24 protein-coding genes are annotated in these 22,982 nt (G+C 70.1%); 9 read left to right on the top strand and 15 right to left on the bottom strand.

The features are described 5' to 3' along the window. Nucleotides 1-116 precede the first annotated feature (116 nt). The 10 genes from IFY26_RS00120 to IFY26_RS00075 all read right to left on the bottom strand — a co-directional run bounded on the left by IFY26_RS00120 (nt 117) and on the right by IFY26_RS00075 (nt 8,653). Nucleotides 117-1,145: a lytic transglycosylase domain-containing protein gene (locus IFY26_RS00120; protein WP_232546979.1), complete on the bottom strand. Its 1,029-nt coding sequence runs from the start codon at nt 1,143-1,145 to the stop codon at nt 117-119. Nucleotides 1,146-1,154: 9 nt separating this feature from the next. Then, entirely contained in the window at nt 1,155-2,660 is a 1,506-nt protein-coding gene (locus IFY26_RS00115) for an ATP-binding protein (protein ID WP_182818162.1), read from the bottom strand. After that, nucleotides 2,657-4,162 carry an SCO6880 family protein gene (locus tag IFY26_RS00110; protein WP_232546978.1) on the bottom strand — a complete coding sequence of 502 codons (1,506 nt, stop codon included), beginning with the start codon at nt 4,160-4,162 and terminating at the stop codon, nt 2,657-2,659. The genes IFY26_RS00115 and IFY26_RS00110 overlap by 4 nt, the downstream gene beginning before the upstream one ends. Before the next feature lie 24 nt (nt 4,163-4,186). Further along, nucleotides 4,187-5,665, bottom strand: coding sequence for a hypothetical protein (locus IFY26_RS00105; RefSeq protein WP_232546977.1), 1,479 nt, complete (start codon nt 5,663-5,665; stop codon nt 4,187-4,189). Between the two features lie 9 nt (nt 5,666-5,674). Beyond that, nucleotides 5,675-6,472, bottom strand: a complete 798-nt coding sequence (locus IFY26_RS00100) for a hypothetical protein (protein WP_232546976.1) — start codon at nt 6,470-6,472, stop codon at nt 5,675-5,677. Nucleotide 6,473: 1 nt separating this feature from the next. Further along, nucleotides 6,474-6,764, bottom strand: coding sequence for a hypothetical protein (locus IFY26_RS00095; RefSeq protein WP_182818158.1), 291 nt, complete (start codon nt 6,762-6,764; stop codon nt 6,474-6,476). Continuing rightward, nucleotides 6,754-7,488 (bottom strand): hypothetical protein, encoded by a 735-nt coding sequence (locus IFY26_RS00090; RefSeq protein ID WP_232546975.1) that lies wholly within the window; start codon nt 7,486-7,488, stop codon nt 6,754-6,756. The genes IFY26_RS00095 and IFY26_RS00090 overlap by 11 nt, the downstream gene beginning before the upstream one ends. A gap of 107 nt (nt 7,489-7,595) precedes the next feature. Beyond that, nucleotides 7,596-7,790, bottom strand: a complete 195-nt coding sequence (locus tag IFY26_RS00085; RefSeq protein ID WP_232546974.1) for a hypothetical protein — start codon at nt 7,788-7,790, stop codon at nt 7,596-7,598. A gap of 81 nt (nt 7,791-7,871) precedes the next feature. After that, a complete protein-coding gene (locus IFY26_RS00080; RefSeq protein WP_232546973.1) occupies nt 7,872-8,063 on the bottom strand; it encodes a hypothetical protein in 192 nt (63 codons plus the stop codon). Beyond that, nucleotides 8,057-8,653 carry a hypothetical protein gene (locus tag IFY26_RS00075; RefSeq protein WP_232546972.1) on the bottom strand — a complete coding sequence of 199 codons (597 nt, stop codon included), beginning with the start codon at nt 8,651-8,653 and terminating at the stop codon, nt 8,057-8,059. Before IFY26_RS00075 ends, IFY26_RS00080 begins: the two co-directional genes overlap by 7 nt. 778 nt (nt 8,654-9,431) lie before the next feature. On the opposite strand from IFY26_RS00075, the gene IFY26_RS00070 reads away from it, so the two are divergent. After that, nucleotides 9,432-10,220, top strand: a complete 789-nt coding sequence (locus tag IFY26_RS00070) for a DUF4143 domain-containing protein (RefSeq protein ID WP_232546971.1) — start codon at nt 9,432-9,434, stop codon at nt 10,218-10,220. Nucleotides 10,221-10,684: 464 nt separating this feature from the next. Here IFY26_RS00070 and IFY26_RS00065 read toward each other — a convergent pair whose 3' ends face one another. From IFY26_RS00065 to glpA, 4 genes are read right to left on the bottom strand one after another with little or no spacing between them, the layout of a single operon-like run. Further along, complete coding sequence (locus IFY26_RS00065) at nt 10,685-11,476, bottom strand: HAD-IIA family hydrolase (protein ID WP_182818471.1); 792 nt, start codon at nt 11,474-11,476, stop codon at nt 10,685-10,687. Further along, nucleotides 11,473-12,744 (bottom strand): anaerobic glycerol-3-phosphate dehydrogenase subunit C, encoded by a 1,272-nt coding sequence (locus IFY26_RS00060; protein WP_232546970.1) that lies wholly within the window; start codon nt 12,742-12,744, stop codon nt 11,473-11,475. The genes IFY26_RS00065 and IFY26_RS00060 overlap by 4 nt, the downstream gene beginning before the upstream one ends. After that, the gene (gene glpB, locus IFY26_RS00055; protein WP_232546969.1) at nt 12,741-13,985 is read right to left on the bottom strand and encodes a glycerol-3-phosphate dehydrogenase subunit GlpB; all 1,245 of its coding nucleotides are present in this window, start codon (nt 13,983-13,985) and stop codon (nt 12,741-12,743) included. Before glpB ends, IFY26_RS00060 begins: the two co-directional genes overlap by 4 nt. Continuing rightward, nucleotides 13,982-15,559 (bottom strand): anaerobic glycerol-3-phosphate dehydrogenase subunit GlpA, encoded by a 1,578-nt coding sequence (glpA, locus tag IFY26_RS00050; RefSeq protein ID WP_232546968.1) that lies wholly within the window; start codon nt 15,557-15,559, stop codon nt 13,982-13,984. Before glpA ends, glpB begins: the two co-directional genes overlap by 4 nt. Before the next feature lie 185 nt (nt 15,560-15,744). Here glpA and IFY26_RS00045 point away from each other — a divergent pair, with 185 nt between their 5' ends. The 8 genes from IFY26_RS00045 to IFY26_RS00010 are packed head-to-tail and all read left to right on the top strand — an operon-like array spanning nt 15,745 to nt 22,709. After that, on the top strand, nt 15,745-17,646 hold the full coding sequence (locus IFY26_RS00045) for a PRD domain-containing protein (protein WP_232546967.1): 1,902 nt from the start codon (nt 15,745-15,747) through the stop codon (nt 17,644-17,646). Nucleotides 17,647-17,654: 8 nt separating this feature from the next. After that, on the top strand, nt 17,655-18,113 hold the full coding sequence (locus tag IFY26_RS00040) for a transcriptional regulator GutM (protein WP_131167945.1): 459 nt from the start codon (nt 17,655-17,657) through the stop codon (nt 18,111-18,113). A 49-nt stretch (nt 18,114-18,162) separates the two neighbouring features. Further along, nucleotides 18,163-18,714: a PTS glucitol/sorbitol transporter subunit IIC gene (gene srlA / locus IFY26_RS00035; protein ID WP_131167944.1), complete on the top strand. Its 552-nt coding sequence runs from the start codon at nt 18,163-18,165 to the stop codon at nt 18,712-18,714. Between the two features lie 5 nt (nt 18,715-18,719). Then, a complete protein-coding gene (srlE, locus tag IFY26_RS00030) occupies nt 18,720-19,808 on the top strand; it encodes a PTS glucitol/sorbitol transporter subunit IIB (protein ID WP_232546966.1) in 1,089 nt (362 codons plus the stop codon). Between the two features lie 19 nt (nt 19,809-19,827). Next, nucleotides 19,828-20,193, top strand: coding sequence for a PTS glucitol/sorbitol transporter subunit IIA (locus IFY26_RS00025; RefSeq protein WP_131167942.1), 366 nt, complete (start codon nt 19,828-19,830; stop codon nt 20,191-20,193). After that, the gene (locus tag IFY26_RS00020; protein WP_131167941.1) at nt 20,190-20,447 is read left to right on the top strand and encodes an HPr family phosphocarrier protein; all 258 of its coding nucleotides are present in this window, start codon (nt 20,190-20,192) and stop codon (nt 20,445-20,447) included. The genes IFY26_RS00025 and IFY26_RS00020 overlap by 4 nt, the downstream gene beginning before the upstream one ends. A 52-nt stretch (nt 20,448-20,499) precedes the next feature. Further along, nucleotides 20,500-21,846: a sn-glycerol-1-phosphate dehydrogenase gene (locus IFY26_RS00015; protein WP_182818475.1), complete on the top strand. Its 1,347-nt coding sequence runs from the start codon at nt 20,500-20,502 to the stop codon at nt 21,844-21,846. Nucleotides 21,847-21,875: 29 nt separating this feature from the next. Further along, nucleotides 21,876-22,709, top strand: coding sequence for an HAD-IIA family hydrolase (locus IFY26_RS00010; protein ID WP_131167939.1), 834 nt, complete (start codon nt 21,876-21,878; stop codon nt 22,707-22,709). Nucleotides 22,710-22,750: 41 nt separating this feature from the next. Here IFY26_RS00010 and IFY26_RS00005 read toward each other — a convergent pair. Continuing rightward, nucleotides 22,751-22,982: mycothiol transferase (locus IFY26_RS00005; RefSeq protein WP_232546965.1), on the bottom strand; the 232-nt coding region annotated here is incomplete at its 5' end.

Genomic DNA, 22,982 nt, shown 5'->3' with positions numbered 1-22,982 from the left:
CTCCAGGGACACGGACCGCCGACAAACTTCGACGTGAGCTCGGCCCGAGGCGGAGGGAAGTGGCAGCTGGGCCTGACAGACTCCCCGACCCGACCGATGCGGAGCTTCGGCGACGGTCAGCCGTTGACGCTGAGGTGGACGTGGTCGAGGTGTCGCAGCGTCGGGTTGCTGGTCGATCCGTTGGGGTGGGTGTAGGGCGTCCAGCCATGTGAGGCTCGGTAAGCACGCCAGACGTGGTCGTCGTAGATGAGGTAGGTCACGTCGAGTTCGGCAGCGTGGGCCTGCAGCCAGTGGGCGACTTGCCAGCCGTGGGCTCGCCCTTCGGGGGTGTTCCAGGCGGGGATCATGAAGTCGACGGCCCGTCCGGCCGGGTGGTCGGAATGGTTGGGTCGCGAGCCGACTCCGCCGATGGACTGAATCCACGGGAAGGCTGCTTTGACGCAGCGCAGACCTCGAAGGGCTGCCGGTTGGAGGCCACGTTCGGCGGCGCTGCCGGAGGGTGGACAGAGGCCGTCAGGGCCGTCAGGCAGCTCACCCGCTTCGGTTGTGCAGGCTTGGGTGGCGTAGTGCTGCGCGTAGGCCAGCACGTCGTTGACGTACCAGATCGCTCGGTTGTAGCCGAACAGGGCCCGTCGGACACCGTCGTCCCCGTCCGCCGCGCCGAGGGCGGCGAGGTAGTTGGCGGCGGAGTGGATGCTGTCGGCGTCGTTGAGGATGTCGGCGCGGCCGTCGCCGTTTCCGTCGATACCGTAGGCCGCGAAGGTGGCGGGCAGGAACTGCATAAGTCCTCTGGCTCCGGCCGAGGAGGTGGCGGTGAGGCGTCCGTGGTTGGTTTCCGCCATGCCGACGCCCGCGAGGAGCGGCCACGGCAGCCCGTGGGCGGAGGCCGCCTCTTGGTAGAGCGTCAGGATCGTCGCGGGGATGTCGGCGGGTGGGTTGGTGAGGCTGGCGCGGCGCTCGTCGCCCGGGGTTGGTAGCGGCTCGAGAATGTCGAGGGTCCCGTCTGCGCCGACGGTGGAGCATGGGTTGGCGTTGAGGGAGCCTGCGGCGGGGGTGGCGACGGTGGCGATGATCAGGGCGGAGCCGAGGGGGACGCCGAGCAGGAAGGCCAGGACGGGGGCGAGCAGCCAGGCAAGCGGGTTCATGTTCGTTCCTCATCGTGCTGAGTCCAGCGCATCGTTGGTGTAGGCGAGGGCGGCCTCGGCCGGATGGAGGATGGTTGCGACCTTGTACTGGCGGTCGCCGACGCACCACAGGGCGCGTCCTTTGCCGTGCATGGCCCAGCCGGTGACGAGGTCCTGGGCGATGGGTCCCAGGCCGAGGAGCCGTTCGAGTTCTTCGCCGACGGCTTGGTCTTGGCCGTGGAGGATCTTGATATCGGCCAGGTGCAGCAGGTCTTTCGCGATCGCGGTGGCTTGGGAGTCTGCGTCCCCGGCCGAGAGCAGGTCGGAGGGTTTGTGGGCGACGGCGAACTGGATGTCGCCGTCCCGCCGGGAGAGCCGCAGGTCCGCGTCGAAGCTCTTCACGGCGTCCGGACCGAGCCTGAGTTGCTTCCACGACTCGTCTCGGACCACGATGCGCAGGTCGCCGGGGGCGGCGAGCTCGCGCATGCCGCGTCCCCAGCTGTTGAGGCACGTGAGGGCGATCCCGACGGCCTCGTCCCCCAAGGCTTCAAGCCGGGACAGCGACAGCGACTGGATCGGGGCGGTCCAGTCGACGGCGATGGTGGTGTGGTCGTCGAACAGCCCGGCCAGCGCCCCGGACACGAGCTGGCCCAGGGCGTCCCGCAGCAGACGGGTCTCGTCGAGGAACTGGCGTTCGGTGGCATAACGGCATTCCGTGACGAGTTCCGCGGTGGGTTGGTCGAGGAGGCGCCACAGCTGCGGGATGGTGGTCTCGGTCAGCCGGGTGTTGCCGGCGGTGTAGCCGGTGAGGTGCGCGAGGGCGGTCTTGACGACGACTTCGTCGGTGGGGCCGAAGGGAACGTGGGCATCGCCGAGGCGTTGGGAGCCGACGAGGCCGCGGACGAGGGTGAGCCAGCGTCCGAACACGATCGCCGCGCGGCGTTGGGCTTCGGCGGTCGGGAGGTCGGCCCAGCCTTGGGCCAGCGGTCCGAAGGCGAGGGGGTTGATGCGGGCGCCGAGCCCGTGGCCGATCGCGAAAGGCTGGACGCCCAACGCGCGGCAGAGCTTCTCGTACTCGTCCTTGGGGTCGCCGAGGATCAGGGTGCGGTAGCCGAAGTCCATCATCCGCAGGCAGAAGGCCTTCACCGTGCCGGACTTGCCGCGTCCGGGTTTCCCGAACGCGAAGATGTTCGGGTTGGTGACGGGGATCGCGTCGTCGAGGACCCACCCGTTGGGGTCGGCGTAGAACGAGCCCCCGGAGAGGTGGTCGATGCCCATCTGGGCGCCGGTGGGTGGCAGGCCGGGGGCGGCGATCAGCGGCCACAACACCGGTGCCTGGTCGGAGGTCATCCGCCACACCGACACGGGCGCGGACGCCGGCGCCCAGCCGCGTCCACGCTGTCGGACGCCACGGCGCGGGGTGGGCGGAAAGAACCGTGCCTCCCTCACCGGCGGCGCGGGCTTGTCGAGGGTGGGGAGTTGGTGGCCGAAGTCGGCGAGCAGGCGGGCGGTGTCACGACCGCGGGAGGCGTTCATGCGTCGCTCCGGCGGGTGAGGCTGACTCCGAGGGGGAGGGTGGAGGCCGCGAAGGCGGCGTCTTGGGCGAGGTCCAGGCGGAGCGGGGCGTAGCCGGCGCGGCGGATGGCGGCGTCGAGTTTGCGGCCGTACTCGCTGATACGGGTGGTCTTGGCGACGGTGACGGTGGCGACGGCGTAGGGGCGGGTGAGGGCGTGGCCGCGGGCGAGCTTGTCGTCGAGGTGGTAGGTCTTGGCGGCGTCCGCCCGCTGCCGTGCGCGCATCTTGACGCCGGCTTTGGCGCGGAGGCTGGCGCCCATGTCGGCGGCCCACTCTGCGTTGGCGGACTGCCGGTCGGCGGTGGTCTGGCGCAGCAGCGGGAACGCGACCACGAGGCTGCGGCGTTCGCCGGGTTCGCTGGGCACAAGGACGGGGGCGAGGGCCCCGAGGGCTGCTCCTTTGTCGGGCAGCTTCACCGTGGCTGAGACCGAGTTCCACGCGTCGTGGGAGTAGTGACGGGGGGCCACATCGGCGCCGGAGGGTCCGGCGTGCGCCCAGGGGACGTCGGCGTTCACCGCCGGGTTCGTCTCGCGTTCGTTGAGGGCCTCGATGATGCCGGCGCGGTCACCGGGGGCGAACCCGGTACGGACCGCGAGCGCGAGCTGCGGGCTGGTGAGCCAGGTGACGTCGGTCGCATTCAGCCCGCCTCGGAGTTGGGCCTCAACCTCGCCCATCAGCAGGTAGAGAACGCGGGCTCGGCCCTCGAGGCCACCGCCGGCCTCCCGGGCCTCCCGACCGAGTCGAGTTTCGGGGACCACGATCGTGGCGAAAGACTCGGTGCGGACCGACGCGCGGGCCAGGGTGGCGGCCAGGTCGTCGTTCACCTGGGTGGCCAGCGCTGGGCTGGTGGGACGCCGGTGCTGGCGGATCCACAGGTCGCGTTCGGCGCCATCGTCGGGGACGGTTCGAACGAGGATCAGGAGTTCATCGATGAGTTCGGTACGGGCGCACACGTCGAGGAGGTCGGCGAGCCCGGCGCCCTGCCGGACCCGGGTGGCAGCGTCGGCGAGTCCGATGCCGGGGTGGGTGATCGAGCAGGTGACCGCCCAGGTGCGGGCCGCCTTGTCCTGGATGATGGCGGCGCGGGCGAGGGTGGGTCCCTGCGGTGGGCCGTCGTGGATGGTGATGCCGGCGAGGACGCCGGGCAGGTCAGCCTGGGCGAGGTCCTCGGCGCGACCGACCGCGGCGTGGGAGCGGAACCGGGTCCAGCCGCTCAGGGTGCCGACCGCGTACTTGCCGGTGGCCAGCAGCCAGCCGGTGGCGGAACGGCCGCGAACCGGAACGACCACAAGGACGGCGAGGAGCGCCCAGACGAGCGCGAGGGTGCCAACCAGCGGCCATTGTTGAGCGTTGATCGCCCAGAACACAGGCAGGCTCGTCAGGGCGAGGGTGCCGAGTTGCGAGCCGGTGAGGCCGAAGAACCAGCCGATGCGGTCCTTGGCGTAGTCGGAGTAGACAGCCACAGGGGTGCTCCTTCGAGGAGGGGGTCAGACGACGAGGACGGCGGCTTCGCTGGCGCTGACCTGACCGGCCGCAACACCGGCGCCTGCTGGTGCAGCTCCGGTGCCAGCGGCGGGAGCCGCGGGCGCGGGTGAGGCGGGGGGCTGGCCGGTGCCGCCGTTGATGGACGGGGGCGCGAACTGGGCGGCGTCCGAACCGCCGCCGACGGGCGGGTCGGCGTCCGGTGTTCGTCCCGAGTCGTTCGGGTCTCCGTTGTTGTTCGGGGTTTGGTCCCCGCCGGGGTCGCTGGACTGCTGGCGGTCGTGGGTGGCGCGGCGTCCGGCGCGGCTGAAGTCGGGCGGGTAGGTGTTGTGGCCGACACCCATCTGGTTGGTGAGGTCGGCTCCGAGGGAGGCACCGGCGGCGCCCAGGCCAGCGATCAGGCCCAAGCCGGTGGACGCGAGTTGGCCGATCGGTCCCAGTTGACTGAGCCCACCCGCGACAGCGGTGTTGAAGCGTCCGGTGGTGGCGTCCCCCGCGCTGTCTTCCCCGGCACTGCGCCCTTGCTCGTCAGTGGCGGCCGCCCTCCCGCCACCACCGCTGCCGGCGCTGCCGGTGAGGAGCCCTTGGAGTCCGCCGACCGCGGTCATGGATGTCCGCAGGGAGGCTCCCGAGGTGGTGGCGGGGTCGACGAAGGCGAGCAGTTTGAACAGGGCGAGCGGTGAGATGGTGGCGATGCAGATGAGCAGGACGCCGGGGATGGCGGTGCCGATGGCGCCCTGGACGCCGGTGAGGCCGTTGGCGACGCCGGTGGTGTATTGGACGCCGACGCCGAGCACCAGGACCATCAACACCGGGGAGAGGGCGGCCGCGTGGAACCAGCGCAGGCTCTTCCAGAACCAGGACCTGCCTGCTTCGGAGACCAGGCCGGCCGCGGCGATCGGGGTGGTGGCCACCAACACCATCAGCGCGGCGGAGCGGACCAGCATGATCAGGAAGTGGCCGATGGCGGCCAGCCAGAGCAGCAGGCCCATGAGGCCGAGGACGGTGGCGACGGTGCCGTCAGTGATGTCGGCGGGGGTGAAGGGTTCCCAAGGTTGCCAGGCGGTCCAGCTGGTGACGTTGAGCAGTCCTTGCATGAGGGCGCGGGTGAGGCCGCCGGCGGCAGTGACGATGGTGACGCCGTAGACGATCCAGCCGGCCCAGACGACCACGAACTGGCCCAAGCCGAGCGCGACCCGGGCGAGGCCTTGGCCGTCGCGCTTGGCGACGGCGACCCCAAGTTGGACCAGCAGCATGATCACGAGCAGGGCGGCGGCGATCCAGAACATGACTTGGTACAGCCAGGCGCCGGGCCCGTCCTCGCTCAGGTCCGGGGTGAGCAGGAAGTCCAGGAAGGTGAGGGCGAGTCGGAGCAGCCACAGGCCGGCGTTCCACAGGCCGAGCATCGCGGCGGTCCACGCGTCGGCGACGACCTTGCCGGCGGCGGAGGCAAGTGCTGCGAAGGGGTTCAACAGGTCATCCACGGCTATGCCTTAGGAGGTCTGCCAGGTGCGCCACCCGGCTTGGAGTGCGAGGTCGGAGCCGGGCCAGGTAGAGGGAGCCTTGGCCGGTGGTGTGCCGGGGGCGATCTGCCAACGACCGTCGTGCCAGGCCATGCGTTCGCAGTGGCCGTAGCCGATCCGGGCGGTGGCGGCGACCGCGGCGCGGACGTCCAGCAGGACGCAGGCGAGTACCCAGTCGGGCCCGTCGGTGCCCTTGACCTGTCCGGCGGCCGGGGTGGCGGTGACCAGGACGCTGTCGTCCTTCGCGTTGCCCTGATCGCCGAGGGTGGTGAGGAACGACTGCACGTTGCGTGTCATCGCCCACTCCGCGGGGCTCACCCCGCCGGGCAAGGACCAGGCGGCGTGAACATCATGGGCGGTGGGGATGCTCATCGCCTCGAGGACCGTCACCTCGATCGCGGCGAGTTGGGCGACCGCGCCCTCGGGGGTGTGCGGGAACCCAGTGGGCACGCCGGCCGGGCCGACGGCGTCCGCGGCCGGGACCAGCAGGACCGGCGGGAGCTCGGCCGAGACGCCGGGGGTGGACGCCGCGGCGGCCGGGACCTGCAGCATCGGTTGGGCGGCGAGTTCGTCGCGCCAGGCATCGCCGCGGACTTCGCCGGAGGCCGGCATCGGGGTCACCGGTGTGGAGGCGCCCCGGGTGGGGAGGATCATCGCCCACAGGGCGAGGCCGAGCCCGAAGAACAAGGCCATCACGGTGATGAGGGCAGCGACGACGAAGAGGTAAAGCTTCCAGCGGGGCCACGTGCCTGTCTCGTGGTACGCCATGTCAGATGCACCCCACGCCAAGGAGGCCGGTGAGCATGCCCGGCAGGATGAGGTAGGCGATCGCAGCGACGAACACCACGACCACGGAGATGACCCCGACCCGGGAAGCGTGTGGCATTGAGAACAACCGGCCGGCCACGATGGCGCCGACCCCGACGACGATGGCGAGCAGGAACAGGACGCCGACGCCCCACAGGACGTAGCCGGTGATCTGGTCGATGTACTTCTGGGCGTCGCCGGGGGCGACCGGGCACACCTGGAGCGGCAGCAGCAAGGTGAAGTCAGTGGGCATGGTGGGGGGTCCCTTCGATCAGTGAGAGGAGCGCGCCGGCGGCGGTGAGCAACCTCGCGGGCAGCGGGGCCGGGGTGAGGCCGTGGAGGGCGAGGATTCGGTCCTCAGGGATCTCGACGAGGCGACCGTCGGCGACCAACGCCGCGGTCAGACCGCCGACACCGTGGGTCGCCGCGCGGGGCCAGCGGCGGCGCGGCTGGCCCAGGACTGCCGCGATCGTGCGCTCGGCGTCCAGAAGGTGCAGGGTCGACTCGAGGCGCCGCAAGCCCGGGATCGTGGCCCGCGCCACGACCACGACCGAACCTGCATTGGTCAGCAGGCTGGACAGCCAGGCGTGTCCATCCAAGACCTGCTCGACTCGGAAGCCGACGTCGATGACCGTGACCTCCCGGGTGTCGATCGGTGAGGGAGTCGGGACGGCGTCCGGGTGTGTGCGGACGCCGGGCGCCCGGTCGAGACGGACTTGGTCGCGGGTGCCGTGCACCCAGCCGTGGTCGTCGGCACCGAGTTCAGTCATGCTGGCGGCGGCGAGCCCACTCATGGACGCCGACGCGCACTCCACCACCCGCGCTCGCCCTTCGACCACTGTCGCCAGTGCAAGCGCCACCGTGGTCGCGCCGCACGATCCCGCCGCGCCCACGACCGGCACGACCAGCTCGCCGGACGCCGGCGTCCACCGCTCAGCGGGCTTCGGCGTCCCCACCGTGGCGAGTGGCGGAGTCACCGAGGCGACGGGCTGTGGCCGGGCTGGGTGGCGGAAGGCACCGTCCTGAACGGCGTGCCAAGCGCGAAGGAGTTCCTCCACCGCGACCGGCCGGCTCGTCTGGGCGGTCATCGGGACGCCCGCCGGTTGGCGCGGAACATCATCGTCGCGCGTAGTTCGGCCGGCGGCAGCCCGGCCAGCTCGGCCTTCGCCTGTCGCGCTCGCTTCAGCGTGTCGAGCAGCCGCTCCAGGCTGTCGATCACCTCGTCGTCGGTGTTGGCGACGTCGAACAGCCGCGCTGTCGCCCTCAGGTCCTTGGTCATGTGCACATTCACCTCACCCTCCAGAAGTGAGAAGGGACCCCGTCCACGGACACCTGGTTGCAGGGAATCCGGCGGAGGAGTTCAGGCGGCACGGGAGAAGGCGGGTGCCGCCTCGGTCAGGGCGCGAATGGTGCGCCGGAAGCGGCGACGCACGGTGCGGTCGCACACACCGAGCAAGGCGGCGACGGTGGTAGTCGCGTCATTGCCGAGCAGGCCATGACTGGAGGTCTGCCGCAGCCGCAGTTGCTGGGAGACCTCCACCAGCATCAGCACGGCTGCCGGTCGGCGGCCGCGATGACGTGGTGGTCGCACGCCCAGTCCAGGACGCCCACCAACTCGTCGAACGCGGACGGGTCGGGCTCGTCGGGGATCGCGGCCATCAGGTCGCTGTCGGCGAAGGCGACGGTGGCGTACCAGGTGGGGTCCTTGCGTTGCAGGGTCGCGGGGGCTTCGCAAGCGGCCAGCACGTTGGCGCGCAGGTCCCACATCAGGTTGCTGATGACCTTGCGGCGTTGAAGCGGGAACGTGCACACCAGCAGCCACAGTTCGGCGGCGACCACGTGGTCGATGTCGACCGACAGGGTCCGCAGTCGGCTGGCAAGGAAAGCGGATCCGGGCACCAGCAGCCAGGCCAACGTCTGCGCGGCCTCGCGGTCGTGACCACCCTCGGTCGATGCCAACCACGCGATCCCATACACCACGTCGTCGGCGTCTGCGGGGTCAGCTTCCTGCAGCCACTCCCGCAGCCGGCGGGGATCGTCCACCAAGTTGAGGATGGGCTGGGCGATTGACCACGACGACCACGCTGCGACGATCGTTGATTCCAGGTTGCTGGCGAGACCCAATTCGGATTCGACGCTCATGATCAGACCTTTCCGTTGCGGATGAACACAACAAAAAAGGATCAAATCGATGTACCACGAGTTGTCCCCAGAACCGGCACTACCGGCATTTCTATCCACAGAATCGGGCTGCCCCCCTTGACGCGGAGAGTTGTTCCCCCTTGTCAGAGGATGTCCCTGCGATGTCCCCCCTTGTCCCCCAAGTCAGGCTGGACGCCCAGGAAACCGAGGGGTTTCACCTCCCCATGCCCCAGCGCGATGCAGATGTTGCGGACAAGCAGAGGTCGCGAAAAGCTGCTTTTCACCATCGGGGACAATGGCCTGCAACCAAGGGGACTTCATCGGAGTTCGATCGGACATCCGGACATCGCCGCAGGCAACGTCCCCGGTGTCCCGTTCCACCACATGGCTGCAGCGCTTGCTCTAACCTGAGTTGGACCTCTTTAGTGACCCACGCGGGCGAGCATTTCGGCGATGTCGTCGGGGATTATGGGTTCGGCTTGGAGTTGTTGGCCGGCCAGAGTGATGGTGACGTGTTGCAGGGGGCGCAGTGCGCGGACGATCCTCTTGATGTTCCAGCCGGGACTGCTGCAACAGTAGGTGACATCTGATCTGGCTTGCCCGGGAGGGTGGCCTGGAAGGAGGCGTCCGTGCCGGACCACGACTCCAGCAGCGCAAGCTCTTCGCGGCGCCAAGGTGTTCGAGGGTTCATCGTTCGGCCCAGCTTACTGCGCGCAATCTCGCGGACATGCCCAGAGTCGGACGTCTGCGTTGGCGGCGGATTGCGAACAGACCGATTGTGGACGCCCCCCGTCCCGATAGGCGGCACCTCGCGGTCAATCGAACGTTCCGGCCCATCGCCAGATCGGGGCTTGGCGACTCACGGACGCCGGGCCTCGCACCATCCTCGCTCCGGCCTGGTCGATGGGGACCCACGGGCCGTCCGCGCGTCAACCTCGCGCGACTCGCGTTCTCGGCGAGTGCGAAGATTGGAGCGTGGGAAGGGCTATGGCGCGCAAGAAGAGAATGCGAGGGCGACAAGCCGGCCCGGCAGACCGCCGACATCTACCGCCAGCACCTACAACGGATCTTCCTGCTCGACCCGATCGAGGCGTGGACGCCGGCGTTCGCCCCGCTGAAGCGACTCACCCACTCCCCCAAGCACCACCTGGTTGACCCCGCCCTGGCCGCCCGCCTCGTCGGCGTCGGCAAGACAGGACTCCTCCGAGGACAAGGAAACCGCGTCCACGCAGCCACCGGCACCTGGCTCGGGGCACTGTTCGAGTCATTGGCCGCCCAATCGGTTCGCGTCTACGCCGAAGCAGCCGACGCCCACGTCGGACACCTACGCACCAAGAACACCGACCACGAAATCGACCTCATCGTCGAAACGGCCGACCGCTCCACCGTTGGGATCGAGGTCAAACTCACCGACACCATCAGACCCGCCGACGTCGAGCACCTGAACTGGCTTGGCGAACAACTCGGCGACCGCCTCGGCGACCGCATGATCATCTACACCGGCAAACACGCCTACCGCCGCCCCGACGGCATCGCCGTCGTCCCCCTCGCACTCCTCGGACCCTGAACCACCCGGCACACTGAACCGCATCACCCAAACCGGTTCCCGGCCTTGATCCATCCCCGGTTGCTGGGCCGTGGTGGCCGGCACCGGGGTGGACCAGGGAAGATCAACTGAGGAAGATGGCCGCGGAAATTAATGGCCCCCTGACAAGGTCTTTTGACGGGCCTTCGCCATGTCGTCACCCCTTTGTCGTGGGGAATGCGTGGGGAATAGCTCAGCACCCGAGACCCGCGCGGGGCTCGCGTCCAAGGCTGTGCCTCAGCGGCATCCAGACGTCACCGCCGCGAGTTTGGTTGATTGCAGGCCTGCCACCCAGTCGATGGTCGGGCCGCAGAACACCCGAGCGGCGTTTCTCGCACTGCATCGCGGCCTCCCGTCATGGGCCCAGACAAGCCAGTCACCGCCATAACGGGTGGCGACTGCAACCGGTGGACAGCCATGGACACCTCGGCGTCTCTTCGAGTGACTCAGAGCTGGTCGAGCAACTCGGCCACTGACGAGACGACCTGGTCCGGGCGGAAGGGATACGTCTCCACGTCAGCCATGGTCGTCAGGCCGCTGAGCACCAGCACCGTGTGCAGCCCGGCCTCCATGCCGGCCACGATGTCGGTGTCCATGCGGTCTCCGATCATCGCGGTGGTTTCAGAGTGGGCGGCGATGCGGTTCATTGCGGACCGGAACATCATGGGGTTGGGCTTGCCGACCACGTAGGGCTTGCGTTTCGTGGCCTCGGTGATCATGGCTGCCACGGCTCCGGTTGCGGCGACTACGCCGTCGGCCGACGGCCCCGTGGCGTCGGGGTTGGTGACGATGTAGCGCGCTCCCGCCATCACCAGTCGGATGGCTCTGGTGATCGCCTCGAACGAGTAGTTGCGTGTCTCTCCGAGTACGACGTAGTCGGGGTCGACGTCGGTGAGGACGAAGCCGGCGTCGTGGAGGGCGGTGGTGAGTCCGGCCTCCCCGATGACGTAGGCGGTCTTCTTGCCGGGTTGGCCGGCCAGGAAGGCAGCGGTCGCCATCGCGGAGGTCCACAGGTTTTCCTCCGGGACGTGCAATCCCGCGCGCTCGAGCCGTGCCGCCAGGTCTCGCGGCGTCCACGTGGAGTTGTTGGTGAGCACCAGGAATCGCCGCGACGTCGCGATCCAGCTGTCGATCAGCTCGACGGCTCCGGGCAGGGCGCGGTCCTCGTGGACCAGCACTCCGTCCATGTCCGTGAGCCAGCACTCGATGTCGTGCGGGGTTCGCGCGGGGCGGGTCATGGCGTCACCGCGCCCAGCCCGTAAGCCTGGTGTACGAGCACGATGGGATGCACAGTGCGCACACCGGTGGAGTTCTCGATCTGCCAGCGGCAGGTCTCGGTGTCGCAGGCCGCGAGGCCCTGCTCGGTCTGTTTCACCATGTCGAACAGTGGCTTGCCGACGGCTTGGGCGATGTCGTACTTCTCCTTCTTGAGGCCGTAGGTACCCGCGATGCCGCAGCAGGTGGCGTTGCTGTCGACCACCTCGAGGCCGGGGATCAGCCGCAGCAGGTCGAACGCAGGCGTCCCCATGCCCTGGCTCTTCAGCTGGCAGGGGGCGTGGTAGGGCAGCCGCTGCTTGATCGGCTCGAAGTCGGTGGGCAGCTCGCCCGCCTCGTGCAGCTCCATGAGGAACTCCGAGATCTCCCGGATCCGCGTGCCGACGTCGGCCAGTTCGGTGTCGTGTAGGCCGAGGATCTCGTGGGCCTCGTGCTTGAGCATGCCGGTGCAGCTGCCGGCGGTGCTGACGATGGTGAGGTCGGTTCCGGCGGAGCGCAGCGCCTTCACCAGTGCGCGCACCGACTTCGTCGCCTGTTCGAACAGGCCGTTGCTCTGCTCGGCGAGGCCGCAGCAACCCTGGGGGGGCACGAGCACCTCGTAGCCAAGGTGTTCGAGCACCTCGATGGCCTTCTTCGCGGCGTCCACCTCGAAGTAGCCGCCGGCGCAGCCGTGGAAGTAGACCAACGCTCCGCGGGTGGGTGCCTTGGCCGGGCCGGGCCGCTTCTTCAGCCAGGTGTGCAACGACTGGGTGCGCGCGGTGGGCATGGGGGCGCCGCGGTGGACGCCGACGACTTTCTCCATGGCGAAGCGGGCCAGCTTGTTGTCGAGCACGGCGTTGGCGAGGGGGGCGACCGGCGTCATCGCCTGGCCCATGAGGACGGTCTGGGTGATGATCCGGTCCCGGATCGGGACGCCGTGTTCGGCCTTCATGACGGCCCGGGCCAGCGAGTTGAGCTCGGCCACGTTGACGCCTTGGGGGCAGACGACGCTGCAGGTGCCGCAGCTGGAGCAGTAGTCGACGGAGTGGTCGACGGAGTCCCCGTCGCGGAACCGTTCGGCCTGGGGGCCGACGAACTTCGGCCCCGAGAACAGCGGTGTCACCGCCGCCACCGGGCAGCTGGTCTCGCAGATCGTGCACTTGACGCACTGGTCGAGGCTCATGCGGTTGAGCTCGTTGTTGAGCCGCTCGCGCAGGTGCTGGGCCCGCTCGGCCCTGGACTTCTCGCTCATCGTGTTCCTCCGGTGATGTGGTCGGCGGCCCGGACGGCCGTGGCGACGGCGATCCCGTCTCCCGACTTCTCGCGCCAGCGCTCGGCGCCGGCGATGAGGCCGCCGGCCACGTATAGGTTGGGGTGGACGGCCGCACCGGCGGCGTCCACGGGTCGGCCGGCGGCGTCGGTGCGGACGCCGACGGCGAAGAGGGGGTGGGGCCCCCAGTAGGTGGCCGGGATCAGCGGCCCCGCGTCGGTGGCGGTCAGGGGCAGTCCGAACACCGGTTCCGAGATCGCACCGAAGGAATCCACCTCCAGTGCACCGCTCTCGAACCCGCCCGGGGCGTACACGAACGCGTCGGCCCGCAGCTGGCGCGGGCCGCCGGCGGCGGCCAGGGTGACGGACGCCACGGCGTCCGCCTCCAGGGTGCGGCCGACGATCCGGCTGCCGGTGACGATCCGGACGCCGGCGGCGCGCACCAGCGCGAGCAGCGCCTCGTACAGCCTCAGTCCCGGCACGGAGGGGGGCGGGAGTGGAATCTCGCACACGTCGCGTCCGACCACCTCGGCGACCTGGCGCCACACCCCGCTGCGGCGCACGCCCAGCACGGCGGGCAGGGCCACGACGTCGCCGGGACCGGCAGCGGCGGCGACCGCGCGGGCGAACCGGGCCGCGAAGGCCTCCTCGTCGAGGGCGCGGGCGTAGGTGAGGGGGCTGGGGTCGGCCTCCCCCGGGCGGGCGGGCAGGTCGACCCACGCCGCACTCGCCGCGAGCGCTCCGCCGTCGGGGGCGGTGCTGCGGGCCAGGTTGCCGGCCACCAGGTCGGCGGGGAAGTCCTTCAGCTGCCGGACGCCGACGACCGCGTAGCTGCGGCCCCCGATCGCATCCCCGGCCACCATCGACGGCTGCGCCAGGGCTGTGGGCCGCAGGGCGCCGACCGCCGTGGGCAGGTGGAGGTTGCGGGCGGGGTCACCCACGAGCAGTTCGGGGCCGAGGGCCCCGGCCAGCCATGCGACGGCCGCACCGACGGCGTCCGCACCGATCGACGCGTACGGGTGGTCGGACGCCACGGCGGCGACGGCTTCCAGGGGTCGCTCGACCCGCTCGGGCGTGTAGCCGAGGATGTCGAGGGTGCCCTGGGACAGCTGCAGGCCGCCGGGGCCCTTGGTGACGAGCATGACCGACCGGCCGCTGCGGGCGAGCCGCAGGGCTGCGGTCAGGCCGGCGAGCCCGGCGCCGATGACGACGACGTCGCTCATCGCACGACCTCCTGTTCGGGGTGGGGCAGGTGCTCGACGTCGAGGGTGCCTGCGAAGATCCAGTGGTCCAGCGCGGTCTGCCGCACCTGTGGCCCGTAGAGGATGGGCCACAGCCCGATCCACCGGTGTTTGAGGAAGAGTCGCAGCAGCCCGGTCGCGCGTTCGGCGTCCGCGACCTGCTCGGAGCAGGCGATCCCGGCCGCCCGCGCGGCGCAGAAACCGCCCTGGCACGGGCCCATCCCGAGACGGAGCTGGCGACGCAGGTCGTCCAGGGTCGCGTTGGGTTGCGCGTGCAGGGCGTCGACGAGCATCGAGCGGCTCATCAGCTCGCACTCGCAGACGATCGGGTCGTCGAGCCGGTCCGCCTCACGCTCCTCGAGCCGGTGGGTCACGGCGTACAGTCGCCGGTCCTCGCTACCCGGGATCACCTCGTCGGCGGTCCGGCAGGGGCGGTTCTCGCCGAGCTGGTCGCCCATGGCATCGACGATGTGTTCCGCCATGAGCCGGTACGTCGTCAGCTTGCCGCCGCCGATGGTGAGCATGCCCGACAGCCCGTCGCGCTCGGAATGGTCGATGACCGCCATGCCGCGGCTCATGTTCCGGGTGTCGTGGGCGGCGACTCGGTCGTCCTTTATCAGGGGCCGCGAGCCCGACCAGGCGTGCAGCGCACGCGCCGTCCGGAAGCCGGGGATCATCGCCTCGCCGGCGTCCAGCATCTGCTGGACCTCGTCGCGTGGGATCGGCAGGTGGTCCGGGTCGGACTCGTGGATGTCGGTGGTGCCGATGATCGACACCGTGTGCACCGGTACGAGGATGTCTCCGTCCGTGGGGTAGACGCAGCGATTGATGACCGTGTTCACGATCCGGTGGTTCATCGCGATCATGATCCCGCGGCCCGCCACCACCTCCACCTCACGGGCGCCGGCCATCGCCGCGATCTGGCCCGCCCACGGACCGGCGCAGTTCAGCACGAACGAGCACTCGATGCGGACGTCCTCGCCGCCCTTCTCGTCGCGGCACAGCACGGCCGACACCCGGCCGCCCTCGCGCTCGATGTGGGTGACGCGGTGGTAGGTGAGCACCTTGGCCCCGTGGGACATGGCCGAACGCGCCGCCCCCCAGACCAGCTGCCAGCCGTCGACCGAACCGTCAGCCACCTCGATGGCCCGCTGGATGCCCGGATGGAGCCGCGGCTCGCGGCGGAGCGCCTCGGCCACGCTGATCTCTGTCGCGGGGACGCCGGTCTTCGCAGCGCCGGCCAGGAACTGGTCGGCGTAGGACGGGTCGTCCCCGGGCAGCGTCACGAAGAAGCCACCGGTGTCCTCGACCGCCGCAGACTGGATGCGACGCAGGATCGCGTTCTCCTCGGCGCACTCGGTCGCCGACTGGGGATCGCTCACCACGTAGCGGCCACCGGAGTGCAGCAGTCCGTGGAATCTGCCGGTGGTGCCCTGTCCCAGGTCCACCCGCTCCACGAGAACCGCGCGGTAGCCACGCAGCGCGGCGTCGCGCACGACGCCCAGCCCGGTCGATCCGCCGCCGATCACGACGACGTCCGTCTCAAGACGTTTCACGGTGTTCCTCCTGGGTTGCTTGCTGCCCCCCACCCTGTCCCTGCCCGGATCCGGTGGGCAACCGGAATTCGGTCGCTCCTGCGGCGCACGGTGCCCCGATCCCCGGCCTATTCAAGGCTCCCCCCCAAGCCCCCACCGGGTTACGTTCATGTCACCCACAGCGGACCGAGCCGGAAGGAGGAGAGATGAATCGAGCGGTCACCATCCTGAGCCAGTTGGAGTCGTCCGACTCCACCACGCGGGAGGAGCTGGCGCGGCGCTGCGGCGTCGGGGTCCGCACCATCGCGTCCGACATCGCCCACCTCAACAAGGCCCTCGAGGGTGCCGCCTCCATCCGCCTGGCCGATGGACGTTACCGCCTGCTCATCGTGGACGCCGGGGCCTACGGACGCGGACGTGAGCGCCTGGCGACGGTGCGCGAGTCGTTCAACGATCCGCAGTGGCGGGCGGCGTGGATCCTCGCCCGCCTGCTGCGCAGCGAGGTGCCGGTCCGCACGGAGGACCTCGCCCTCGAGATGCGGCTCGGCCGCACCAGCGTGGTGGCCGACGTCGCGGACGTCCGCACGCTGCTCGCCCCCTTCGGGGTGACCATCGAAGGACGCACCCGCGTCGGCCTGCAGCTGGCCGGGCCCGAGGCGGGCATCCGGCTGGCGGTCCTCGACCACGCCTACGAGGCGGCCTACCGGGACTACCCGCTCGGCGACGACCTGCAGGCTGCGGTCGAGGAGGTCCTCGCGGCGTACCGGCTGGGCAGCGAGGGCCGTGCGCTCGTGCTGCGCTGGGTCACCGTCGTGCTCGACCGGCACCTCACCGGCCACGACCTCGGCGCCCTGCCCGCCACCTACCACGACCTGCTCGACACGCCCGCCCACGACCTGGCCCGCGCCCTGGCCGCCCGCCTCGAACCACTGCTCGGCGAACGGCTCCCCGACGAGGAGGTGTTGTTCCTGGCCCTTTCCGCCGCGGGTCTGCGGATGGTCGTGGACGACGGACCCACCGGTGTCTGGCCGACGGCGGCGGCCGCGGGCGAACTCGTGGGGCGCATCCTGGAGCGCATCACCGACGAGATGGACGTGCGCCTGGCGCCGTCGGAACTCACCCAGGAGTTCAGCCAGCACCTCACCTTCCTGCTCAACCGGATGCGTTTCGGGCTGCGCCTCGCACCCGACACGCAGGGCGGACGCCTCCGGGACGAGTACCCCGCGGCATCGCGGATGGCGACGATCGCCGGGGACGTGATCGAGCGCGAGACCGGGCTGGCCGTCGAGGCCGGCGAACTCTCGCTGCTCACCACCTACTTTCAGGTGTTCCTGGCCGAGCATGCGTCCAAGGGCAGCCGCGACCTGGTCGTCACGATCGTGTCGGGGCGGGGCCCGGCGACGGCCCGCCTGGTGCGGGCCAACCTGGAGTCGGTCCTGCCGGCGGGCACCCGCTACAGCATCGTGCCGGACGCCGCCCCCGGCGACCTGGACGCCAGCGACCTCGTCGTCACCACCCCGGGGACCCGCGCCGCGACGCGGCGGCCGACGCTGGAACTGGGCGAGGTCTTCGACCGTCAGGCCGTCCTCCGCCGGCTGCACGCGCTCCGCGTGCCGACGCACGGACCGCTGTCCCACGGGGCGTCGGCCGGGTCGTTCCTGGCGGCCCTGCTGGATGAGGGCCGGTTCGTGCGGTTGCCCGCGGGCTGCGACTACCGGGAGGGCACCCAGCGCCTGGTCGCGCGCCTGACCGAGCGAGGCCTGGTGGGTGCGGAGTTCGCCGCCGCGATCGCCGCCCGCGAGGACCGCGCCACCATGCGGCTCGATGACCAGATCGGATTCCCCCACGCCACCGACCCGACGATCGCCAGGCCCGTGTGTGCCCTCGGGGTGGTCCCACGGTCCGACGGGGAGGCCGGTGTCCGGGTCATCGTGTGCCTCGCCGTTCCCGCGAAGCTCGCCTACGACGACACCCTGCTGATCCGTGTCTACGACGAAGTGATCCGCCTGGGCGCCAACCGGCCGGCCCTCGCCAAGCTCTCGAGACTCACCAGCTACGAGCAGTTCTTCTACTTCATGGAGAACCTCGCCACCGGTCCCACCACCTGAGGAGCAACATGTTCTGGACCTTCCTGATCGGCTTCGCCGTGCTCTACCTCACCCAAACGGTGCTGGGGCTGAGGCAGTCGAAGAACTTCGCCGACACGTTCACCGCGATGCGCCGCCGCGGCAAGGTCGCTCTCGGCAAGAAGCAGGGCCTGCTCGTGGCCGGCGCGCTGGTGCTGTTCCTGCTCGACGACGCCGGCCACATCGTCGAGGGCCGCAAGCTCTCCGGCGTCACCGTGCTCTCGCGGTTCAAGACGTTCGACGTCTACAACGGCCTGCAGTTGGCCGACCTCGCCCCCGAGGGCGACCGCCGCTTCAGCAAGCCGCTCCGTGGCGCCGTCGCCAACGCCCGCGACAACTACCGCACCGTCCTGGCCGGCGGGAAGCCGCTGGACCCACCCGGACCCTTCGCCCAGGTCGGCCTCCGGCTCGGACGCCTCTTCGGACGCCGCCCCGCCACCGCGGCCTGACCCCCCAACGCCCACCCGTACCACCCGCATTATCGAAAGGAGTTGAATCATGGACATCCTCGTTCACGCCGCTGAATGGTTCGTCGGCCTCTTCCAGGCCGGTGCCACCGTCTTCATCAGCTGGATGGGCAGCATCGTTCCCCTCGTGCTCATGCTGCTGATCGCCATGAACTCGCTGATCCAGTTGATCGGTGAGGACAAGATCAACCGGTTCGCCGGCAAGGCCGCCCACAACCCGGTCAGCCGCTACATGCTGCTGCCCTTCGTCGGCGCCTTCATGCTGGCCAACCCGATGGTCCACTCGCTCGGCCGCTTCCTGCCTGAGCGTTACAAGCCCAGCTACTTCGCGAGCGCCGCCCAGTTCTGCCACACCAGCAACGGCGTATTCCCGCACATCAACCCTGCCGAGCTGTTCATCTGGCTCGGCATCGCCCAGGGAGTCACCACGCTCGGCCTGAGCACGGGCCCCCTGGCCATCCGGTACCTCCTGGTGGGTCTCGTCATGAACTTCGTGGCTGGTTGGGTGACCGACTTCACCACCGCCTATGTCAGCAAGCAGCAGGGTGTCGTGCTGAGCGCCGAACCCCACGTGGAAGGGTGACGCACATGTCCCAGTACCGCACCATCGTGATCGAGCGGGGCAGTGGCGGCTTCGGTGGCCCGCTGACCCTGACGCCCACCGAGCAGAAGAACAAGGTGCTCTACATCGTCGGCGGCGGCATGCGCCCCGACGTGGTGGACCGCATCTGCGAGCTCTCCGGGGCGGAGGCAGTCAACGGCTTCAGCACCAGCATCCCCGACGACGAGGTCTTCGCCGCGGTGATCGACTGCGGCGGCACCCTCCGCTGTGGCCTGTACCCCAAGAAGGGCATCCCGACGATCAACGTCATGCCGACCGGCAAGACGGGCCCTCTGGCGCAGTTCATCAACGAGGACATCTACGTGTCCGCGGTGGGCAACGTCCAGGTGCGACTGGCCGACGAGTCGGAGGCCGTGGCGGCCTCTGAGGCCTCTGCGGCAGCTCCGGCAGCAGCCGCAGGGGCGGCGGCGGCCACCGACGCCTCGGCGTCCGGGCAGGCTGCCGGCGGCGGAGCCAAGTTCGCGGTCCAAGGCGAGTGGACCACCGACAAGAAGATCAGCCAGACGATCGCCGCGAAGAAGAACAAGTCGATCCTCGAGAAGATCGGCCTCGGCGCCGGCCGCGTTGTGTCCATCTTCTACCAGGCGGCCCGCGACGCCGTGCAGACGATGCTCAGCACCGTCATCCCATTCATGGGCTTCGTCGCCATGCTGATCGGCATCATCCAGGCCTCGGGCTTCGGCACCTGGTTCTCCAACATGTTGACGCCGCTCGCGGGCTCGGGTATCGGACTGATCGTGCTCGGCTTCATCTGCTCGCTGCCGTTCCTGTCGCCGCTGCTTGGCCCCGGCGCCGTCATCGGCCAGATCATCGGCACCCTCATCGGCGTGGAGATCGGCAAGGGCACCATCCACCCGAGCCTCGCCCTGCCCGCGCTGTTCGCCATCAACACCCAGAACGCCGCCGACTTCATCCCCGTCGGACTGGGCCTGGCCGAGGCGGAGACCGAGACGGTCGAGGTCGGCGTCCCGTCGGTCCTCTACTCCCGGTTCCTGACCGGCGTCCCCCGCGTCGCCGTCGCATGGCTCGCCAGCATCGGCCTCTACTCCTCCTGACCACGAAAGGATCACCCTCATGACCGAGACGTACCGCACCACCGTCACCGCGGCCGGACCGGAGGCCACCGCCTTCATCGGCCAGGGCATGTTCGTCACCTTCGGCGAGGACGCCCCCGACGCCTTGAAGGAGTTCTGCTTCATCATCGACGCCTCGGCGCGGACGACGCAGGACATCGAGGTGGGCCAGGTACTCGTGCTCGACGGCACGAGCTACCCCATCACGGCCGTCGGCGACGTGGCCCGCCAGAACCTCGACGCCCTCGGGCATGTCACGGTGAACGTGGACGGTGCCGACAAGGCCAAGATGCACGGCGCGATCCACGTCCGCGGAGAGCAGATGCCCCAGCTCGACGTCGGCAGCACGATCGCCATCGAGGCGTGATCCACCGCGAGGTGGTCGTGGGTCACGAACTGGGCGTCCACGCCCTCGTGGCCCACGACCTCGCCGAACAGGCCGCCCACTTCGACAGCAGCCTGTTCCTCCGCACCGGGGGCCGGAGCGCGAGCCTGCGCAACGTCGTGGACGTGCTCGCCCTGGGCCTGCGCCACGGTGACCGGGTCTCGATCTGGGCAGACGGACTCGACGAGTCCGAGGCCCTCGAGGCCACCGCCGACATCCTCCAGTCCTCCCCCTGACCACGCGGCCCACCGATCACCCGGCCCGCCGCCACCCACCGAAGGAAGCACCATGACCAACCAAGCCATCGCCGACGGACTGCGGCACGCGAGCGACACCCGCGTGATCGAGGTCGGTCGCGCCATCCTCTCCCGAACCGGCGAGATCCTCGCCCGCTCCCTCGCCCAGCCGGGCCGGCCGCTGTTGATCGTCGCTGACGAGCGCACCTGGGTCGCCGCGGGTGAGGCGGTGGCCGCATCCCTTCAGGCGGCGGGCCTCACCCAGACCGAGCCCCTCGTCTTCCCTGGGACGCCGACCCTGTACGCCGCCTACGAGCACTGCGAGACGATCCGCGAGCGCCTGCGGGAGACCAACGCGCTCGGGGTCGCCGTGGGTGCCGGCACCCTGAACGACCTCGTCAAGCTGGCCTCCGGCGAGCTGGACCAGCCCTACGCGGTGGTCGGTACGGCGGCATCCATGGACGGGTACTCCGGGTTCGGGGCACCCATGAGCCAGGGCGGGGTCAAGATCACGATGCCCTGTCCCGCCCCCGCCGTCGTCCTGTTCGACCTCGACGTCGCCGCCGCCGCTCCCAAGGCCATGGTCGCCTCCGGTTACGGCGACCTCGCGGCCAAGATCCCGGCCGGAGCCGACTGGATCCTGTCCGACGCCATCGGCCTCGACCCGATCGACCCCCTCGCGTGGGACCTCGTGCAGGGAGGGGTTGCGGAGGCGCTCTCCCGGCCGGACGCCCTCGCCGCCGGCGACGCGGACGCCTACGAGGGTCTCGTCGAGGGGCTGCTCCTCTCGGGGCTGGCCATGCAGGTCTACAAGGGCACCCGCCCGGCGTCCGGGGCCGAGCACTACTTCAGCCACCTCTGGGAGCTCGACCACCTGGGGGCAGACCTCGACCCGCCACTCTCCCACGGCTACAAGGTGGCCATCGGCACACTCGCCATGACGGCGTTCTACGAGCGGTTCATGGCCCGAGACCTCGCGGCGATCGACGTGGACGCCGTGGTGGCGGCCTGGCCGACCTGGGACGCCGTCGAGGCCGACATCCGCAGCAAGCTCACCGGCCCGCTCGCCGAGAAGGGCGTCCGGGAGACGCGCGAAAAGTACGTGGACGCCGCCGGGTTGCGGACGCGCGTGCAGACCCTGGTCGACGGCTGGCCGTCGCTGCGTCCCCGCCTCGTCGACCAGTTGATGCCGGCGCGTGACCTGCAGCGCATGCTCGCCGCGGCCGGCACGCCGACACGCCCGGAGGACATCGGCCTCACCCTCGCCGAGCTCAAGGACACGTTCCCCAAGGCGATGTACTACCGCTCGCGCTACACCGTCCTCGACGTGACCCGCGAGATCGGCTGGTTCGACGAGTTGGTGGACGAGGTCTTCGCCCCCGGCGGGCTGTGGACCTGAGCGCGGCACGGATCGAGGAAGCGACAGCCATGCGTCCCGAACGCCTGTACGGCGCCTACGTCTTCGACATGGACGGCACGATCTACCTCGGCGACGAGGTCCTCCCGGGGGTGCGGGAAACCCTCGCGTTCCTGCGGGAGCGCGGCATCCCCCTGCGGTTCCTGTCCAACAACCCCACCAAGGACCCCGAGCAGTACGCAGCCAAACTCGCACGCCTCGGCCTGCCCACCCCAGTGGACGACATCGCCAACACCGTTGTCACCACCGTGCGATGGTTGCGTTCCCACCACCCGGACGCCGTGGTGTTCCCGATCGCGGAGGAGCCCCTCATCCGGGCCCTGCGGGAGGCGGGCGTCCGCCTGAGTGAGGACCCGGCCGAGATCGACATCGTGGTGGCGTCCTACGACCGCACGTTCGACTACCGGAAGCTGCAGATCGCGTTCGACGCCCTGTGGTTCCACAAGCGGGCGATCCTCGTCCAGACCAACCCCGACCGCTACTGCCCCTTCCCCGGCGGACGCGGCGAGCCGGACTGCGCCGCGATCACGGCCGCCATCGAGGCGTGCACCGGCGTCCGCTGCTCAGTGAACCTGGGCAAGCCGGGGGCGATCATGGTCGCAGAGGCGGTGGCCGGCTTGGGAGTCGAGCCCGCCGACGTCCTCATGGTGGGAGACCGCCTGGCCACGGACGTGGCGATGGGCCGGGCCGCCGGCATGGCATCCGTGCTGGTGCTGACCGGCGACAGCACGCCCGAAGAAGCGGAGGCCGCCCCGCCCGAGCAGCGTCCCGACCACATCATCGACACCTTCGACCAACTCGTCCCGGACGCCGTCTGGCGTGCGGCGACGCGGGCAGGCGCCTGATAGCGCTCGACCAGTGAGGCCCGCCGGCCCGGCGACCCGCCTCACTGGTTGCGGCGGGCCAGCAGCTGCTCGCGCAAGATGTCCGCGTGTCCGCAATGCTGGGCCAGCTCACGCAAGACGTGGAGGAGGACCCAGCGAAGCGTGAGACTGCCCCGCCGGTTTCCGGAGAAGACGACATCCCCGGACAGCCCAGCCGACGCAGTGCGCGACAGGCGATGGCGTCGCGGTAGCTGGCCAAGCCCTGACATGCCGCCGGCGGTGCGCTCATGTGAT

It is taken from the genome of Propioniciclava soli, assembly GCF_014858005.1.
Classification (GTDB): Bacteria; Actinomycetota; Actinomycetes; order Propionibacteriales; family Propionibacteriaceae; genus Propioniciclava; species Propioniciclava soli.
This window is presented reverse-complemented; position numbering and strand designations above follow the sequence as displayed.